The organism is Streptomyces tanashiensis (genome assembly GCF_014648895.1).
Taxonomy (GTDB): domain Bacteria; phylum Actinomycetota; class Actinomycetes; order Streptomycetales; family Streptomycetaceae; genus Streptomyces; species Streptomyces tanashiensis.
This window is the reverse complement of the sequence record NZ_BMRZ01000011.1, coordinates 33,321-48,459: the sequence shown is the minus strand read 5'-3', so window position 1 is coordinate 48,459 and position 15,139 is coordinate 33,321. Positions and strand designations below refer to the sequence as shown.

The 15,139-nt window shown below is 71.7% G+C and carries 10 protein-coding genes and 5 tRNA genes; 8 read left to right on the top strand and 7 right to left on the bottom strand.

Features of this window, described 5'->3' with window-relative positions; translation table 11 throughout:
* Positions 1 to 87: 87 nt before the first annotated feature.
* From IE237_RS27380 to hrpA, 3 genes are all read right to left on the bottom strand, one after another.
* Positions 88 to 279 carry a DUF6274 family protein gene (locus IE237_RS27380; RefSeq protein WP_189804794.1) on the bottom strand — a complete coding sequence of 64 codons (192 nt, stop codon included), beginning with the start codon at positions 277 to 279 and terminating at the stop codon, positions 88 to 90.
* Positions 280 to 405: 126 nt separating this feature from the next.
* A tRNA-Asp gene (locus IE237_RS27375) sits at positions 406 to 479 on the bottom strand.
* Positions 480 to 567: 88 nt separating this feature from the next.
* On the bottom strand, positions 568 to 4,542 hold the full coding sequence (hrpA, locus tag IE237_RS27370; RefSeq protein ID WP_189804793.1) for an ATP-dependent RNA helicase HrpA: 3,975 nt from the start codon (positions 4,540 to 4,542) through the stop codon (positions 568 to 570).
* 111 nt (positions 4,543 to 4,653) lie between these two features.
* On the opposite strand from hrpA, the gene IE237_RS27365 reads away from it, so the two are divergent.
* The 3 genes from IE237_RS27365 to IE237_RS27355 are packed head-to-tail and all read left to right on the top strand — an operon-like array spanning position 4,654 to position 6,618.
* Positions 4,654 to 5,004, top strand: coding sequence for a hypothetical protein (locus tag IE237_RS27365; protein WP_189804792.1), 351 nt, complete (start codon positions 4,654 to 4,656; stop codon positions 5,002 to 5,004).
* A 58-nt stretch (positions 5,005 to 5,062) separates the two neighbouring features.
* On the top strand, positions 5,063 to 5,788 hold the full coding sequence (locus tag IE237_RS27360; RefSeq protein WP_189804791.1) for a DsbA family protein: 726 nt from the start codon (positions 5,063 to 5,065) through the stop codon (positions 5,786 to 5,788).
* Positions 5,785 to 6,618 carry a cytochrome c biogenesis CcdA family protein gene (locus tag IE237_RS27355; RefSeq protein ID WP_189804790.1) on the top strand — a complete coding sequence of 278 codons (834 nt, stop codon included), beginning with the start codon at positions 5,785 to 5,787 and terminating at the stop codon, positions 6,616 to 6,618. Before IE237_RS27360 ends, IE237_RS27355 begins: the two co-directional genes overlap by 4 nt.
* Before the next feature lie 97 nt (positions 6,619 to 6,715).
* On the opposite strand, the gene IE237_RS27350 is transcribed toward IE237_RS27355, so the two are convergent.
* The 3 genes from IE237_RS27350 to IE237_RS27340 form a co-directional block, all read right to left on the bottom strand.
* A tRNA-Phe gene (locus IE237_RS27350) sits at positions 6,716 to 6,789 on the bottom strand.
* 22 nt (positions 6,790 to 6,811) lie between these two features.
* Positions 6,812 to 6,885, bottom strand: a tRNA-Asp gene (locus IE237_RS27345).
* A 40-nt stretch (positions 6,886 to 6,925) separates the two neighbouring features.
* Positions 6,926 to 6,998: transfer RNA gene (locus IE237_RS27340), tRNA-Glu, on the bottom strand.
* A 104-nt stretch (positions 6,999 to 7,102) separates the two neighbouring features.
* Here IE237_RS27340 and IE237_RS27335 point away from each other — a divergent pair.
* From IE237_RS27335 to IE237_RS27315, 5 genes are all read left to right on the top strand, one after another.
* The gene (locus tag IE237_RS27335) at positions 7,103 to 7,453 is read left to right on the top strand and encodes a metallopeptidase family protein (RefSeq protein ID WP_030496497.1); all 351 of its coding nucleotides are present in this window, start codon (positions 7,103 to 7,105) and stop codon (positions 7,451 to 7,453) included.
* 96 nt (positions 7,454 to 7,549) lie between these two features.
* Positions 7,550 to 8,227 (top strand): hypothetical protein, encoded by a 678-nt coding sequence (locus IE237_RS27330; protein ID WP_189804789.1) that lies wholly within the window; start codon positions 7,550 to 7,552, stop codon positions 8,225 to 8,227.
* Between the two features lie 197 nt (positions 8,228 to 8,424).
* Positions 8,425 to 10,749, top strand: a complete 2,325-nt coding sequence (locus IE237_RS27325) for a DEAD/DEAH box helicase (protein WP_189804788.1) — start codon at positions 8,425 to 8,427, stop codon at positions 10,747 to 10,749.
* A 206-nt stretch (positions 10,750 to 10,955) separates the two neighbouring features.
* Positions 10,956 to 14,087 (top strand): FG-GAP-like repeat-containing protein, encoded by a 3,132-nt coding sequence (locus IE237_RS27320; RefSeq protein ID WP_189804787.1) that lies wholly within the window; start codon positions 10,956 to 10,958, stop codon positions 14,085 to 14,087.
* A gap of 117 nt (positions 14,088 to 14,204) precedes the next feature.
* Positions 14,205 to 14,277 (top strand) — tRNA-Lys (locus tag IE237_RS27315).
* An 88-nt stretch (positions 14,278 to 14,365) separates the two neighbouring features.
* Here IE237_RS27315 and IE237_RS27310 read toward each other — a convergent pair.
* Positions 14,366 to 14,959: a dihydrofolate reductase family protein gene (locus tag IE237_RS27310; RefSeq protein WP_189804786.1), complete on the bottom strand. Its 594-nt coding sequence runs from the start codon at positions 14,957 to 14,959 to the stop codon at positions 14,366 to 14,368.
* Positions 14,960 to 15,139 lie beyond the last annotated feature (180 nt).

Here is a 15,139-nt window from a genome sequence, read left to right as displayed (position 1 = left end):
AACGGTTTCAGTGACACCCGTCACACTGGGGAAGTCTTGCCAAGGAACAGCCTGCCACCTCCGGGATCGCTCCCAACCCGCCGTTGGTCATGGGTCGGTGGGACTTTCGTCCTCCGTCGCGTCCGCCGGCTCCTCGGCCTCCGGGACCTCCATGGCGAGCCTCAGGAGGCGATGGCAGACCACGCAGTGGCGGGTGAGGTGTCCGTACCGCGAAGCGGCCGCCAGATGGGCGCGCAGCAGCGCGCGGGTGTCGTGCCGTGCTGCGGACGCCGCGGCCATGCGCGACCACCTCCGGTGTGGGCCCCCGATTCCCTGAAGTCCGGGGTACCGGCGGGCTCACGGCCCCGTCAAGACACGGGAACACAACAAAGGCCCGCATCTCACGATGCGGGCCTTCATGGAAAGCGACTCTGACGGGACTTGAACCCGCGACCTCCACCTTGACAGGGTGGCGAGCTAACCAACTGCTCCACAGAGCCTTGCTCACAGCGCCTCGTAAGCGGCTGCGAGACAGACTGTACAGCAGGTCAGGGGGTCTGGTCGAACTCACCCACGGCGAGCTCTCTCCTACGGGGCCGCCGCGTCGATCGCCTTCACGATCCGCTTGTCCGAGACCGGGTACGCGGTGCCCAGGGCGTGCGCGAAGTAGCTCACCCGCAGCTCCTCGATCATCCACCGGATGTCGGTGACCTCGGACGGCACCGGGCGGCCCTTCGGGAGCTGTTCGAGCAGCCAGGCGTACTCGTCCTGCATCTCCTGGACCTTCTCCATCCGGGTGGTGTCCCGCTGGACCCCGGTGGGCATCTGCTGGAGCCGCCGGTCCACCGCCACCAGATAGCGCATCAGGTCCGGGAGCCGCTTCAGGCCCGTACGGGTGACGAAGCCGGCCGGCATCAGCCAGGCGAGCTGCGCCTTCACGTCGGTCAGGTTGCTGATCAGGGCCAGGCTGTTCGTCGACTTCAGCCGGCGCTCGCACGCCTGCCAGGCCGCCAGGATCTGCTGGACCTGGCCCACCGTCCGCACCGTCGTGTCGACCAGGTCCGCGCGGACCCTGTCGTACAGCTTGCGGAAGGACTCCTCGTCCCAGGCCGGGCCGCCGTGGTCCGCGATCAGCTTGTCGGCCGCGGCGGTGGCGCAGTCGTCGAAGAGGGCCTGGATCGAGCCGTGCGGGTTCGACGACAGGGCCAGCTTCTGCTGGTTGGTCAGCTTGTCCGAGGCGAACTTCGCCGGGTTCACCGGGATGTTCAGCATGATCAGCTTCCGAGTGCCCCGCCACATCGCCTGTGCCTGCTCGGCCTCCGAGTCGAAGAGCCGCACGGCCACCGAGTCGCCCTCGTCGACCAGCGCCGGGAACGCCTTGACCGGCTGGCCGCCCCGCTTGGTCTCGAAGACCTTCGTGAGCGTCCCGATCGTCCAGTCCTTGAGGCCCGTGCGCTCCAGGGAGGGCCCGGAGCCGTCCGGGCCGCCCGTGACCGCCGCGGCGGCCTTGGAGAGCGCCTGACGGGCCTTGGGACGCAGCTTCAGCCGCAGCGTCTCCAGGTCCTTGTCCTCGGCCAGCTTCCGGCGCCGCTCGTCGACGATCCGGAAGGTCACCTTGAGGTGCTCGGGAACCTTCGCCCAGTCGAAGTCCTCGGCCGTGACCGGGACGCCGACCATCCGCTGGAGCTCCCGGGCGAGCGCGCCCGTCAGCGGCTCCTGGACGGGGACCACGGAGTCCAGGAAGCGGGTCGCGAAGTTCGGCGCCGGGACGTAGTGGCGGCGGATCGGCTTCGGCAGGGAACGGATCAGCTCCGTGACGACCTCCGCGCGCAGACCGGGGATCTGCCACTCGAAGCCCTCGTCCGTCACCTGGTTGAGCACCTGGAGCGGCACGTGGACGGTCACGCCGTCCGCGTCCGCACCCGGCTCGAACTGGTACGTCACCCGGAACTTCAGCGCGCCCTGGCGCCAGGAGTCCGGGTAGTCGTCCTTGGTGACCGCCCCCGCCTTCTCGTTGATGAGCATCTCGCGCTCGAAGTCGAGGAACTCCGGCTCCTCGTGGCGCTTGTGCTTCCACCAGGAGTCGAAGTGGGCTCCGGACACGACGTGTTCGGGGACGCGCTTGTCGTAGAAGTCGAAGAGCGTCTCGTCGTCGACGAGGATGTCCCGCCGCCGGGCCCGGTGCTCCAGCTCCTCGACCTCGGTGAGGAGCTTGCGGTTGTCCGCGAAGAACTTGTGGTGGGTGCGCCAGTCGCCCTCGACGAGCGCGTTCCGGATGAACAGGTCGCGGGAGACCTCCGGGTCGATCCGCCCGTAGTTCACCTTGCGGTCGGCGACGATCGGCACGCCGTACAGCGTCACCTTCTCGAAGGCCATCACGGCCGCCTGGTCCTTCTCCCAGTGCGGCTCGCTGTACGTCTTCTTCACCAGGTGCTGCGCGAGCGGCTCGATCCACTCGGGCTCGATCCGGGCGTTGACCCGGGCCCAGAGCCGCGAGGTCTCCACCAGCTCGGCGGACATCACGAAACGCGGGGGCTTCTTGAAGAGCGCGGAGCCGGGGAAGATCGCGAACTTGGCGTTGCGGGCACCCAGGTACTCGCCCCGGCCGCCCTCGCGGCGGGAGCCGTCCTTCGCGCCGTCCTTGGACTCCTTCACGTCCTTCAGGCCGACGTGGGAGAGCAGGCCCGAGAGGAGGGAGACGTGCACGGACTGCTCGGGCGCGTCCTCCTCGTTGAGGTGGATGCCCATCTGCTTGGCGACCGTGCGCAGCTGGCTGTAGATGTCCTGCCACTCGCGGATGCGCAGGAAGTTCAGGTACTCCTGCTTGCACATCCGGCGGAAGGAGCTGGAACCGCGCTCCTTCTGCTGCTCGCGGACGTAGCGCCACAGGTTGAGGAAGGCGAGGAAGTCGCTCGTCTCGTCCTTGAACCGGGCGTGCTGCTGGTCGGCCTGCGCCTGCTTCTCGGACGGCCGCTCGCGCGGGTCCTGGATGGAGAGCGCCGCCGCGATCACCATGACCTCGCGGACGCAGCCGTTCTTGTCGGCCTCCAGGACCATCCGGGCGAGCCGCGGGTCCACGGGCAGCTGCGAGAGCTTCCGGCCCTGCTGCGTCAGCCGCTTCTTCGGGTCCTTCTCCGTCGGGTCGATCGCGCCGAGCTCCTGGAGGAGCTGCACGCCGTCCCGGATGTTCCGGTGGTCCGGCGGGTCGATGAAGGGGAACTTCTCGATGTCGCCGAGGCCGGCCGCGGTCATCTGCAGGATGACGGAGGCCAGGTTCGTACGGAGGATCTCCGCGTCCGTGAACTCCGGACGGGTGAGGAAGTCGTCCTCGGAGTACAGACGGATGCAGATGCCGTCGCTCGTACGGCCGCAGCGGCCCTTGCGCTGGTTGGCGCTGGCCTGGCTGACGGGCTCGATCGGCAGCCGCTGCACCTTGGTCCGGTGCGAGTAGCGGGAGATGCGGGCGGTGCCCGGATCGATCACGTACTTGATGCCGGGGACGGTCAGCGAGGTCTCCGCGACGTTCGTCGCGAGGACGACCCGGCGGCCGGAGTGCGCCTGGAAGACCCGGTGCTGCTCGGCGTGGGAGAGCCGGGCGTACAGCGGCAGGATCTCCGTGTTGAAGAGTTTCTTCTTGATCAGCGCGTCCGCCGTGTCGCGGATCTCGCGCTCGCCGGAGAGGAAGACCAGGACGTCGCCCGGACCCTCCTTCTGGAGCTCGTCGACGGCGTCGCAGATGGCGGTGATCTGGTCCCGGTCGGACTCCTCGGAGTCCTCCTCCAGGAGCGGCCGGTAGCGGACCTCGACCGGATACGTACGCCCGCTGACCTCGACGATCGGGGCGTCGCCGAAGTGGCGGGAGAAGCGCTCCGGGTCGATCGTCGCCGAGGTGATCACGACCTTGAGGTCGGGGCGCTTCGGCAGCAGCTGGGCCAGATAGCCGAGCAGGAAGTCGATGTTGAGGGACCGCTCGTGGGCCTCGTCGATGATGATCGTGTCGTAGGCGCGCAGCTCGCGGTCCGTCTGGATCTCGGCGAGCAGGATGCCGTCCGTCATCAGCTTCACGAAGGTCGCGTCGGGGTTCACCTGGTCGGTGAAGCGGACCTTCCAGCCGACGGCCTCCCCGAGGGGGGTCCGCAGCTCCTCCGCGACGCGCTCGGCGACCGTGCGGGCGGCGATCCGGCGGGGCTGGGTGTGCCCGATCATGCCCCGGACGCCCCGGCCCAGCTCCAGACAGATCTTCGGGATCTGGGTGGTCTTTCCGGAGCCCGTCTCACCGGCGACGATCACGACCTGGTGGTCGCGTATCGCCTCCAGGATCTCGTCCTTCTTCTGCGAGACGGGCAGCTGCTCGGGATACGTGACCGGGGGCACGCGGGAGGCGCGCCCGTCGACGCGCTCCTTGGCCTTGGCCGCCTCGACGGCGATCTCGTCCAGGACGGCCGCGCGGGCCTCGGGCTTGCGGATGCGGCGGGCGCCTTCGAGACGGCGGCCGAGCCGGTGGGAGTCCCGCAGCGAGACCTCGGCCAGGACGGACTGGAGGGCGGCGAAGGAAGTAGACATACGGGATCCAGGATCGCACCTGCGGACGAGAAGCGGCGAACCGATTTACGAAGGGGGCAGGGCGCCGGTGCGTAGTATTCCGGGCATCTGGCCCGGCCTGAGAGGTTTCGCATGTTCCGCACCACCCGCGCGACGGCGGCGTTCGCCGCGCTGCTGGGTCTGGTGCTGGGCCTCCTGGTCTGCGGTGCCTCCGTGAGCCCGTCGCCGGGGGTCGCCCCGGTCGTCGTGGGCGCCGCCGTGCCCGGCTGCGACCCCGGTCATCCCGCCGACGAGGGCGCCACGGGCCCCGTCGTACCGCCGCGCGCGCACGGCTTCGCCGAGCTGCTGCCGGCCCTGGCCGCCGACCGGGTGTCCTGCGGGCCCCGGCAGCCGGAGCCGGGCGGTCCGGCCGCGCCGCCGGGCCGGGAGCCACCCGCGCGCGTACCCCTGTCTCCGGTGGAGCTGTCGGTCCTGAGGGTGTAGGCGGAACGGTTCGCCCTCCGCCGTTCTTCCCTTCCCACTCCTCCAGGAGCGCTTCCGCATGTCCAGGACCAAGCCCGTCGCCGTCGTCTCCGGGGTGGCGGTCGCCGCCGTGCTGCTCGGCGTCGTCTCGTACACCGCCACCAAGCCCGCCTCCCCGGGCGCCTCCGGCTCCTCGTCCGTCGCCGAGGTCTCCGCCGACCCGTCCGCCGGCGTCTACGCCGAACTGGAGGCGTACGCCCGCCGCGACTCCTCCGACAAGCTCGCCCTCGGCCGCGCCGACGCGCCCGTCGTGCTCATCGAGTACGCCGACTTCAAATGCGGCTACTGCGGGAAGTTCGCCCGCGACACCGAGCCCGTCCTCGTGAAGAAGTACGTCGAGAACGGCACCCTGCGCATCGAGTGGCGGAACTTCCCGATCTTCGGCGAGGAGTCGGAGGCCGTCGCCCGCGCCTCCTGGGCGGCCGGGCAGCAGGGCCGCTTCTGGGAGTTCCACAAGGCGGCCTACGCCGAGGGCGCCAAGGAGAAGGGATTCGGCAAGGACCGGCTCGCCGCCCTCGCCGAGGAGGCCGGCGTCCCCGACGCGGCCCGCTTCGCCCGGGACACCGACGCGCCCGCCGCCCGCGAGGCCGTCCGCAAGGACCAGGAGCAGGGGTACTCGCTCGGCGCCACCTCCACCCCGTCCTTCCTGGTCAACGGCCGCCCGATCGCGGGCGCCCAGCCCCTGGAGACCTTCACGGAGGCCATCGAGGCGGCGGCGAAGACGGCGAAGGCCGGCCGGCCGTGACCTCCGGCATCGGCTACTTCGCCGCCTTCCTCGGCGGCCTCCTCGCCCTGCTCAGCCCGTGCAGCGCCCTGCTCCTGCCCGCCTTCTTCGCGTACTCCATCGACACGCGCGCGAAGCTGGTGGCCAGGACCGGCATCCTCTACGCGGGTCTGGCGACCACCCTCGTCCCGCTCGGGGCGGCCGGCTCCTTTGCGGGCCGCTTCTTCTACGGCCACCGGGACCTGCTCGTCACCACCGGCGGCTGGCTGATCATCGGGCTCGGGGTGCTCCAGATCCTCGGCCTGGGCTTCACCTCCCGCCGGATCGCCGAGGCGAGCGGCCGCATCCGGCCCACGTCGGCGCTCTCCGTCTACGCCCTCGGCCTGGTCTACGGCCTCGCGGGCTTCTGCGCGGGCCCGATCCTCGGCAGCGTCCTGACGGTGGCGGCGCTGAGCGGCAGCCCGGCGTACGGAGGACTGCTCCTCGCCGTCTACGCGCTGGGCATGGCCGTCCCGCTGTTCGTCCTGGCACTGCTCTGGGACCGCTACGACCTGGGCCGGCGGCGCTGGCTGCGCGGGCGGCCGCTCCGGGCCGGGCGGTTCGAGGTGCACTCCACCTCGCTGCTCTCGGGCCTCTTCTTCATCGGCCTCGGCACGCTCTTCCTGGTCTTCGACGGGACGACCGCGCTGCCGGGCCTGCTGTCGGTGGACGAGTCCTTCGCCGTGGAGGAGCGGGTCGCCTCGCTGGGCCGGTCGGTGCCGGACTGGGCGCTGCTCGTCGCGGTCGTGGCGGCGGTGGCGGTGGTGCTCGCGGTGCGGGGCCGCAGGGGGCGGCGGAGCGAGGAGGTCTGAGCCGTACGGGGGAGGGGCGCGGGCCCCTTCCCCGTACCGCCGCATCTCGCCGGGGAACGAAGAAGGCCCCGTTCTTTCGAACGGGGCCTTCTCTCTGTGGCTGGGGCCGGGGTCGAACCGGCGACCTATCGCTTTTCAGGCGATCGCTCGTACCAACTGAGCTACCCAGCCACGAAGCTGTTTCCAGCTTCAGCGACTCTGACGGGACTTGAACCCGCGACCTCCACCTTGACAGGGTGGCGAGCTAACCAACTGCTCCACAGAGCCAAGCTTGTGTGCGATCACTAGTCTCGCACACGGTAATGCGTGCCCCCAACGGGATTCGAACCCGTGCTACCGCCTTGAAAGGGCGGCGTCCTGGGCCACTAGACGATGAGGGCTAGAGGCTCACCTGCGCACTTCTCAGTGCGTCGGGGACGTGAGAAGCATATGGGATGCCGGCCGCTATCGCCAAAACGGTTTCCCGGAGGGGGAGAATGGGCCCGTGCTGGAGATGACGCGCGAGGAGTTCGAGGAGCTTGTCGCCGAGGCCCTGGACCGGATCCCGCCGGAGCTGACACGGCTGATGGACAACGTCGCCGTGTTCGTGGAGGACGAGCCCTCCCCCGACGATCCGGAGCTGCTCGGGCTCTACGAGGGGACACCGCTGACCGAGCGCGGCGAGTGGTACGCCGGGGTGCTGCCCGACCGGATCACGATCTACCGGGGGCCGACGCTGCGGATGTGCGAGTCCCGCGAGGACGTGGTCGCGGAGACCGAGATCACCGTCGTGCACGAGATCGCCCACCACTTCGGCATCGACGACGAGCGGCTGCACGCGCTCGGCTACGGCTGAGGCTCGGGTCGCTTCGCGCGTGTCCCTTGTGGTGCCTGGGGAGTTGGGCAGTGCGACGCGTTTCGTTCCTGCCTGTTGTGTCCTGGAGGTGCCCCCGTGCGCCATTTGCCCACCCCGGTCAGATGGGCCGCCACCGCGCTGGCCGTCGCGGCCTGTGCCGGTCTGAGCGGCTGTATGAGTGTGAGTGACGAGGGGGCGAAGCCGGCGCCCGGCGCGTCGGGGGGGAAGCAGGGCGTGGCGGCCGAGTCCGACGCCGGCGGCGGGGCCCGGGGCGGGGGCGGCGGGTCCTGGAACGGCCGGCCGGACAAGGGCGGGCCCGCGCCGGCCGGCGCCGGCAAGGAGTCCCCGGTCCCGAGCGGCTCGCCGTCGGGCACGGCGCAGCCCTCGCCGGGCGCGGTGCTGCCCGTGGAGGGCCCGGGCGGGTCCGGAGGGCCGTCGAAGCAGCAGCCGTCCGGTGGCGGCCAGGTTCCGGGCGGCGGCTCGGGCAGTGGCGGCAGCGGGGGCAGTGGCGGCGGAGGGAGCGGCGGCAGCGGCGGGGGCGCCGGAGGTACGGACGGGGGCGGGGCCACGCCCACGCCGGAGCCGACCGTGCCGAGCCCCGAGCCGACGCCGGAGCCGACGGTCCCCACTCCCGAGCCGACGCCGGAGCCGACCTCGAACCCCACCGATCCGCCGACGTCCGGGGCGGACACCCAGATGGGCGCGATGCGGGCGGCGGACGGGCCGGGGGTGCCCCCGGAGCCGGCGGCATCCCCGCAGGTCGGACCGGTGTGACGTAGTCCGATTTGCTATAGGTGGGGGAGAGTCCGTATGGTGGTAGATCGCTTGATCCTATTGCCCGGCGCCGACACAGAAGAGCGCCGCGTGGCGCGTACTCTCCCTAGCCGTGGCTGACCGCATTGAGGCGGTCGTTTGCGAAATCACGGAGTTGACGGGCGCGTGCCGAGACTCCGGAAGGTTTCGCATTTCGCATGTCCATTTTCAGTTCTGACCACGCCGTCATGCCCGAGAACGACGAGATCGTCGAGGCCGTCGAGGCCACCGAGATCGTCGAGGCCGACGAGATCGTCGAGATCGTCGAGATCGAGGCCGACGACACCGCCGAGGTCGTCGTCGAGGAAGCCGTCTCCGACGAGCCCACCATCACCTTCGGCGACCTCGGTCTGCCCGAGGGCGTCGTGCGCAAGCTCGCGCAGAACGGCGTGACCACCCCCTTCCCGATCCAGGCGGCGACCATCCCGGACGCCCTGGCCGGCAAGGACATCCTCGGCCGCGGCCGCACCGGCTCCGGCAAGACCCTCTCCTTCGGTCTGCCGCTGCTCGCCACCCTCGCGGACGGCCACACCGAGAAGAAGAAGCCCCGCGGCGTCATCCTCACCCCGACCCGTGAGCTCGCGATGCAGGTCGCGGACGCCCTCCAGCCCTACGGCGACGTGCTCGGCCTCAAGATGAAGGTCGTCTGCGGCGGTACGTCCATGGGCAACCAGATCTACGCCCTGGAGCGCGGCGTCGACATCCTCGTCGCCACCCCGGGCCGTCTGCGCGACATCATCAACCGCGGCGCCTGCTCCCTGGAGCAGGTCAAGATCGCGGTCCTGGACGAGGCCGACCAGATGGCCGACCTGGGCTTCCTGCCCGAGGTCACCGAGCTGCTCGACCAGGTCCCGGCCGGCGGCCAGCGCCTCCTCTTCTCCGCCACGCTGGAGAACGAGATCGACAGCCTGGTCAAGCGCTACCTGGTGAACCCGGTCACGCACGAGGTCGACCCGTCCGCCGGTGCCGTCACCACCATGACCCACCACGTCCTCGTCGTGAAGCCGAAGGACAAGGCCCCGGTCACCGCCGCCATCGCCGCGCGCAAGGGCCGCACGATCATCTTCGTCCGCACCCAGCTGGGCGCCGACCGCATCGCCGAGCAGCTCCGCGACGCCGGTGTGAAGGCCGACGCCCTGCACGGCGGCATGACCCAGGGCGCCCGTACGCGCACCCTGGCCGACTTCAAGGACGGCTACGTCAACGCGCTCGTCGCGACCGACGTCGCCGCCCGAGGCATCCACGTCGACGGCATCGACCTGGTCCTGAACGTGGACCCGGCCGGCGACCACAAGGACTACCTGCACCGCTCGGGCCGCACCGCCCGCGCCGGCCGCTCCGGTGTCGTGGTCTCCCTGGCCCTGCCGCACCAGCGCCGCCAGATCTTCCGCCTGATGGAGGACGCGGGCGTCGACGCCTCGCGCCACATCGTCGGCGGTGCCGGCGCCTTCGACCCGGAGGTCGCCGAGATCACCGGCGCCCGTTCGCTGACCGAGGTCCAGGCCGACTCCGCGAACAACTCGGCCAAGCAGGCCGAGCGCGAGGTCGTCGACCTGACCAAGCAGCTGGAGCGCCTGCAGCGCCGCGCCGTCGAGCTCCGCGAGGAGGCCGACCGCCTGGTGGCCCGCGCCGCCCGTGAGCGCGGCGAGGACCCGGAGGCCGCCGTGGCCGAGGTGACCGAGGCCGCCGAGGCCGAGGTCGCCGCCGCCGCCGTCGAGGCCGAGCGCGCCGCGAAGGCGGAGGAGCGCCGCGAGGAGCGTTCGACGTTCCGCGACGAGCGGGGCAACTTCGAGCGCCGTGACCGCGGCGACCGCGGTGGCTTCAACCGTGACGACCGCGGTGACCGCGGTGGTTTCCGCGGTGGTGACCGTGGTGGCGACCGTGGCGGCTTCCGCCGCGACGACCGTCCGTCCGGTGGCTTCCGTCGTGACGACCGTCCGTCGGGCGGCTTCAACCGCGACGACCGTGGTGGCGACCGTGGCGGCTTCCGCCGCGACGACCGTCCCTCGGGTGGCTTCCGTCGTGACGACCGTCCGTCGGGCGGCTTCAACCGCGACGACCGCGGCGGCCGTTCCTTCGAGCGTCGTGACAACGACCGTCCGTCCGGTGGCTTCCGTCGTGACGACCGTCCGTCGGGTGGCTTCAACCGCGACGACCGCGGCGGCCGTCCCTTCGAGCGTCGTGACAACGACCGTCCGTCCGGTGGCTTCCGTCGTGACGACCGTCCGTCGGGCGGCTTCAACCGCGACGACCGCGGCGGCCGTCCCTTCGAGCGCCGTGACAACGACCGTCCGTCCGGCGGCCACCGCGGCAGCGACCGTCCGTTCAACCGCGACCGTCGCGACGACCGCCCCGCCGGCGGCTTCCGCTCGGGCGGCGACCGCCCGTACGGCCGTCGTGACGACCACCGCGGCAGCACCGGCTCGACCGGCGGCTCCTTCGGCCGCCGCGACGACAAGCCGCGCTGGAAGCGCAACGGCTGACATCGCGTAGCCGACATCGCGTAGCAACCTGAGCAGGGCCCGTACGACACCTCGGTGTCGTACGGGCCCTGTTGCGTCAACGGCGTCATCCGTGCGGGATACGCTCGGCCGGTCGACCGACGTGGGTGGGGAGTGCCGGCCAGGGGGCCCGGCCCAGACTCCTCCCCGCCCGCCGCACCTCAGGTTTCCCGGGGAGGGACCTCTTCTTGCTTCATCACCCGCGCGCGCGGCGGCCCCGCGCGCGTACCGCCGTCCTCGCCGCAGCGCTGCTCGCCTCCGGGATCGGCCTCTCGCCGACCGCGACGGCCGCGCCGGTCGTGGGCATCGACCAGTTGGACGTCACGCCGAACTGGCGGACCGTGCCCCGGCAGGAGACCGTCACCTCGGTCTCCGCCACCGGGTACGCGCACGAGACCGAGGACTCCGACCCGGCCTTCGGCGGGCAGCTGGAGTGGACCGACTTCGCCGGCGGCGCGAGCGTCCCGCTCGGATACGACACGGGGAACGCGGCCTTCGCCGAGTCCGGCGTCGGCGGGCAGTGGCTCTACGTCCAGCACGGCATCGGCACCCACTACCTCCGTGACCTGGGGACGGGCACCGAGAAGCCGCTCGACATGCCCCGCGACGCGAGCTACCGCGGGCTGCTCGGCGACACGCTGCTCTTCCAGCAGTACGCCTCGGCCGAGGACTTCTCCACGACCACCGGCTACCACCTGGTCCGCGCCGAGGACCCGTCCGGCGCCCGCGTCCCGGTCACCGGGTGGCCCGCCGGCGCCAACCTGCACACCGCGCGGCTCGCGGCCGGTGACGGCTCCGTCGCCGTGATCCGCTTCAACCGCTCCGCCGACCCGTACGCGTACGACTACACCGACCTCGGCGTCGTCGACCTGCGCACCGGGCGGATGACCGTGATCGACGCGCCGACCCCGGCCGGTGCGAGCGTGCTCGTCGCGCCGGTGGCCGTGAGCCCCGACCGGATCGCCTGGGTCGACAAGGAGCGCACCGTCCACGTGCGGGAGCGCTCCGACCTGACCGGCCCCGGGACGACGTTCGCCCTTCCCGAGGGGCTCGCCACGGCCCGGATCGGCCTCGTCGGCGACTGGGTCCTCGCCCTGGACGACGCCTCCGGCACCGACGCCGCCCTGAAGCGGCGCCTCGTCGCGCTGCACCCGGACGGCCGCGCACAGACCCTCCTGGAGAAGGCCGAGGGGGAGATCAACCAGATCCCCGGCGGCGGCGCGGCCGTCGTCGGCGGCGGCTCCGCCACCGACTGGTCCCTCCTCAAGGCCGTCCCGGGCAAGAACGGCGGCGCGCCCGTCCTGGAGAAGCTGCGCCGTCTGGAGCCGCTGCCGGCGAAGATCGAAGCGCTCGCGCTGGGCGCCGGCCGGCTCACCACGCTGGAGTACGACGGCCCGAAGGGGCCCGGCTTCTACGGCCGGACGCTGCCCGTCGGCCCGGTCCGCACCGGGCAGTCCGCGCCGGTGTGGCAGGGCGTCGAGACGGACGCCGAGTGGAACGCCACGCCGCTCCTCGACACCGGCGACGGACGCACGGTCTCGTACCCCCGTGTCCCTTACACCGCGCGCGCGGTCGTCGCCCGCGACACCTCGGGCCGGACGACCCGCGTCACCCTCGACAAGGACGGCCGGATCGGCGACGCCTTCGGCCGCTGGGCCCTCGTGCAGAGCGGGCGGCCCACGTTTCCCGGCGAGCTGGTCCCCGGCGGCGAGACGGCCGTCGTCGACCTGGACGCGGCGACGGTCGTGTCGCGGAAGCCGCAGACGGCCGCCGCCCTGTGGGGCGACACGCTGTTCACGGGGACGGAGACGACCGGCGAGGTCGCCCGCAAGGACCTGGCCACCGGCAAGGACCTCGGCAAGGTCGCGACCGGCTCCGGCTGTCCGCTGACGGAGCTTCAGACGGCGGGCGGGCGCTGGCTGTTCTGGGCCTGCGGGCAGTTCGCCCGGCAGGGCGTCGTCGACCTGACCACCGGCGCGAAGATCACGCTGCCCCGCTCGTACGGGGAGGGCGGGCTCCTCGGCGACGGCTTCTTCGTGGACCAGTACGGCTCGAACCTGCGGCTCACCGACTTCCACGAGAAGGGCACGGTGGAGACCCGTACCCTCGTCGACTCCACGCCCGTGTACGGCGCCCGCCGGGTGACGTGGACCGTCGACCGGTTCGGCGGGGGCGTCGCGTACAAGGACGCCGACAACCGCGTCCACGTGGTGTGGACGGGCGTGCCGGCCTCCGGCCTGACCGCCGCCTCGCCGAGGGTGCCGGCGGGCATGCGGACGAAGGACGGCTGGAAGGCGTCCTGGGCGCTGTCCAAGCCCGCGTCCCTCTGGCAGCTGACGTTGCGTGACGTGTACTCCGGGGACGTGATCCGCAGCTACGGCGGCGGCGAGACCCGGGGCCGGGTCGACGTCTCCTGGGACGGCCGTACGGCGGCGGGCGGGCCCGTCCCGAACGGCCGGTACAGCTGGCACCTGGCGGCGGCCACGGCGGACGGCCAGGGCGAGGACCTGTCCCTCACCGGCGTGGTCTCGGTCACCGGCGGCCGCCCGGCCTGGCGGGACATGGCCGGCAACGACACGCAGGGCGACCTGCTGGCGATGGACCCGGCGGGCCTGGTGTCGATGTACCGGGGCACCGGCTACGGCGAGCTGTCGGCGCGGATCGCCGGGACCGGCACGAAGTTCGCGCCCTCGTCCGTCCTGGTGCCCTTCGGGGACGTGAACGCCGACGGCTGCGCGGACGTCCTCGCCCGGGTCGGCGACCAGCTGCGGGCCTACCGGCCGGGCTGCGACAAGGTGGTCTCGGCCTCCTCCCCGTACACCGTCATCGGTTCGGGCTGGGGCCAGTACGACGTCCTCACGTCCCCGGGCGACGCGAACGGCGACGGGTACACGGACCTGGTCGTGCGTCAGGCGTCGACCGGCGACGTGTACTTCTACGGCGGCACGGCCGACCACCGCCTGAAGGCCCGGGTGAGGATCGGCACGAACTGGAAGCTGTACAAGAAGCTGGTCGGCGCCGGTGACCTCAACCACGACGGGCGCGGCGACCTGCTCGGCGTGGACGCCTCGGGCGCCCTGTGGCGGTACTACTCCACCCCGACCGGCGGAGTCACCGCGCGCGTGAAGGCCGGCAGCGGCTGGGGCGTCTACTCCTCCCTGGTGGGGATCGGCGACCTCTCCGGCGACGGCTGCGCGGACCTCGTGGCCCGCGACACGGCGGGGAAGCTCTTCGCCTACGACAGCACCTGCACCGGCCTGTACGGCTCCCGCCGCCTGATCGGCTCCGGCGGCTGGAACGGATTCAAGGCCCTCTTCTGACCCTTCCGTCCGCCACGGGCCCGGCCACCACGGCCGGGCCCGCGGCGCGGCCGGTGTCGGATACCCGATCGGTTCCCGGGCCCTCTCGGGCTATGCTGCACGGGTGTGCTTGTCCACGGGCCGTTAGCTCAATTGGCAGAGCAGTGGACTTTTAATCCATTGGTTGTGGGTTCGAGTCCCACACGGCCTACGTGTGGCAGGGCGAGGGGAGACCCTCCGACCTGCCGGGGAGCGCCCCGACCGGAATCGTCCGGTCGGGGCGCTCCGTCGTCGTGGGGTCAGCGGGCTTCCGGGCGGCGGTAGGTGCAGACGTTGACGCCCTGGGGGCTGGTGACCGTGGAGACCAGTTCGAGGGTGCGCAGGGCGCCGTCCGCCGGGAAGATCGACTTTCCGCCGCCGAGGAGCACCGGCATCACCATCAGGCGGAGTTCGTCGGCGAGGTCCTCGGCCAGGAGGGTGCGGGCGAGGCTGGGGCTGCCCATGACGAGGAGGTTGCCGCCGGGGGTGTCGCGGAGTTCGCGGAGGCGGGCCACGGCCTTGTCGCCGGGGAGGAGCGTGGTGTTCCAGACCAGGTCGGACTCGCCGAGGGTGCCGGAGACGACGTACTTCGGGAGGGCGTTCATCCGGTCGGCGAAGGGGTCGCCGGCCCGCTCCGGCCAGGCGGCGGCCATGACCTGCCAGGTGCGGCGGCCGAAGAGGAGGGCGTCGGCCTGCGCGGTGGCCTCGTCGAACGCGCCGCCCACGATCTCCGGGTCGAAGAAGGGGTGGGTCCAGCCGCCGTGGGCGAAACCGCCGTCGGTGTCCTCCTCGGGACCGCCCGGGGCCTGGACGACGCCGTCGAGGCTGATGAACTCGCTGATCACGATGCGCATGGGGCCGGTCCTGTTCGTCCGTGGCTTCTTCGTGGTGCTTACGGGAATGTAGACGGGGCATCCGTCGGGAAGTCATCGGTTCCCGGAGAACTTTCCTCGGGGTTTTTCTGTCCTACCCCTCGGAACTTCGTTCGTCCGACTGGCTCTGTACGGGGGCGGCGCCGGGGAACGTGGGGAAAC